At 68.8% G+C, this 2,252-nt stretch carries 2 protein-coding genes and 2 pseudogenes; 3 read left to right on the top strand and 1 reads right to left on the bottom strand.

Annotated elements, in window-relative coordinates; genetic code table 11:
* Both BLA15945_RS37490 and BLA15945_RS37485 read left to right on the top strand, forming a co-directional pair.
* Nucleotides 1-244: pseudogene (locus BLA15945_RS37490) on the top strand (glycosyltransferase); the annotation flags it as partial.
* A 6-nt stretch (nucleotides 245-250) separates the two neighbouring features.
* Nucleotides 251-1,498 carry a glycosyltransferase family 87 protein gene (locus tag BLA15945_RS37485; RefSeq protein ID WP_174994766.1) on the top strand — a complete coding sequence of 416 codons (1,248 nt, stop codon included), beginning with the start codon at nucleotides 251-253 and terminating at the stop codon, nucleotides 1,496-1,498.
* 7 nt (nucleotides 1,499-1,505) lie between these two features.
* Here the strand turns inward: BLA15945_RS37485 and BLA15945_RS37480 are convergent.
* A pseudogene (locus BLA15945_RS37480) lies at nucleotides 1,506-1,717 on the bottom strand (phage protein NinX family protein); the annotation flags it as partial.
* 281 nt (nucleotides 1,718-1,998) lie between these two features.
* Here BLA15945_RS37480 and BLA15945_RS37475 point away from each other — a divergent pair.
* A partial coding sequence (locus BLA15945_RS37475; protein ID WP_174994765.1) for a glycosyltransferase occupies nucleotides 1,999-2,252 on the top strand: 254 nt, incomplete at its 3' end.

Here is a 2,252-nt window from a genome sequence, read left to right as displayed (position 1 = left end):
CGGCATCGGCGTCATCGGCGAATACCTCGGCCGCATCTATCACGAATCGAAGCAGCGCCCGGTCTATCTCGTGCGGCGCCGTTATCGCGCCGATGCCCATGCGGGCCAGCAGCCCGCGCGGCATGCCGCCCAGCCGGACGGCTCGAAGCTGCTGCAGTTTCCGGTCCGGCGCGTCGCCGCGTCCCGGCGCCGGCAGGCGGCAGCCATCGCCGTGCAGACGCCGCGCAATCTGTCGGTCAAGTAGCACCGCATGGATATTTCCGGTTCGTCGATGCAAGGCGACGCGCGCCCCGTCCGCGTCTGGCTCACCCCCGGACGCATCGCGCTTTACAGCGTGGTCATGCTGGCGGTCGGCGTGCTGTTCGCGTCGATCCTGGTCTGGATCGGCGCTCGCTCGACCGATCCGGGCACGTTCCGCCCCGGCTCGGGATACATGGTGTTCTGGTCCGCGTCCCATCTGATGCTCCACGGCTCGCCCTGGCAGGCCTACGACGTCCCCACGTTTTCGCGCGTGCTCGCCGGGCTGTTCCCGTCGACCGGACGCTTCGCGTTCCTGCCGTGGCTGTATCCGCCGTCGTATCTGCTGGTGGTGGCGCCGCTCGCGCTGCTGCCCTATGCGATCAGCTATCCGCTGTTCATCGCACTTGGCATCGTGCTGCTCGGCCTGGCGGCCTGGCGCGTGTCGGGGCTCGCCGCCGTGCCCGGCGCGTCACGCATCGGCTGGCTCGCGCTGCTTGCCTGCCCGGGCGTGCTCGTGACCGCGATGTACGGACAGAACGCCATGCTGACCGCCGCATGCGCGGCGTTCGCCGTGTATTGCGTCGACCGGCGGCCGATCCTGGCCGGCTTCTGCATCGGACTCCTGTCGGTCAAGCCGCAGCTCGCGTTGCTGTTTCCGTTCGTGCTGATTGCCGCGCGCGCATGGCGCGCGTTCGCGTGGGCCGCGGCATTCGCGACCGCGTTCACCGTGCTCGGCATCGCGACGGGCGGCATGGAATCGGTCCGGCTGTTCCTGCAGAATGCCGGCGCGCTGCGTTCGCTGATCATCGAGCATGGCGTGCCGTTCTGGTTTGCGTCGCCGACGCCGTTCGCGGCGTTCCGGCTCGCCGGCCTGTCGCCCGCACTCGCCTTCGCCGGGCAAGCGGTCATCGCGGCGATCGCGATCGCCGCGGCGTGCTTCGTCTGGCGCCGGAGCCGGGACGCACGGCTGCGTGGCGCGGTGCTGGTCGTCGCGACGCTCGCCGCGAATCCCTATGTATGGCACTACGAACTGTCCTGGCTGTGCATCCCGATCGCATGCATGATCACCATCGGATCGCAGCACGGCTGGCGGCGGGGCGAGCAATGCATCGTCGTCGCCATGTGGGCGCTGCCGCTGTACGAGTTCCTGAATCCGTGGATGAAGCTGCCGCAGATCGGGCCCGCCGTCACGGCGATCGCGCTGCTCGTGCTGCTGCAGCGCGCATGCGCGCTCCCGCCATCCCCCGAGCGGCGATAAGCATCGTTCAAATCGTTTCGAGGTCCGGCAGGTCGCCTTCAAACGTCGACGCGACGCGCGTTCGCATCGCGTCGACCGGCAGCATCGGCCCCGACCAGTTGAACGTGTAGCGCTCGCCCGCGGCGGGCACGGCCCGGTGCAGCACGGCACGCCATGGCCCCACCCGCCGTCGCGCTCGAACGCGTCGAACGGCAGCCGCTCGACGATCGGGCCGCCGTTGTGCACGCACGCGTCATCGCCTCCCGTCCTGCGGCAAGCCAACCGGGTCATCCCGGACACGATTGCGCACCGGATCGCGCCCGCGCAGCGCGGCGCCGCCGCCGGTCTCGATGTCCAGCCCGTCATCCTGACGCTCGTACGCCCACCGCCGCACCCGCGTCATTTCGTGTTACGAATCTCCGATTCCTGCCTACAATGATCAGAACGCCTGTCGTCTGGCCCGCAGCGGACGACAACCGGATTCATACGGTGCAGCGCAGGCCGGATCTCTCGGGGGACGTATGTCCGCGCACGCCAGAAAACCACTGGTATCGCTCGTCGTGCCGTTCCATGACGAGGACGAAGCAATCGGCGCATTCTTTGCGGCCACGCTGCCCATCCTCGAATCGGTCGAGTCGGTCCGTTTCGAGATCGTCTGCATCAACGACGGCAGCCGCGACGGCACGCTGGACAGGCTGATCGACATCGCCGCCGGCGATCCGCGCGTGCGCATCGTCGATCTCACCCGGCGCTTCGGCAAGGAGGCCGCGCTCAC

The organism is Burkholderia arboris, assembly GCF_902499125.1.
Classification (GTDB): domain Bacteria; phylum Pseudomonadota; class Gammaproteobacteria; order Burkholderiales; family Burkholderiaceae; genus Burkholderia; species Burkholderia arboris.
Note: the sequence above shows the minus strand (reverse complement) of the source record. Positions and strands in the feature narration are given on the sequence as shown.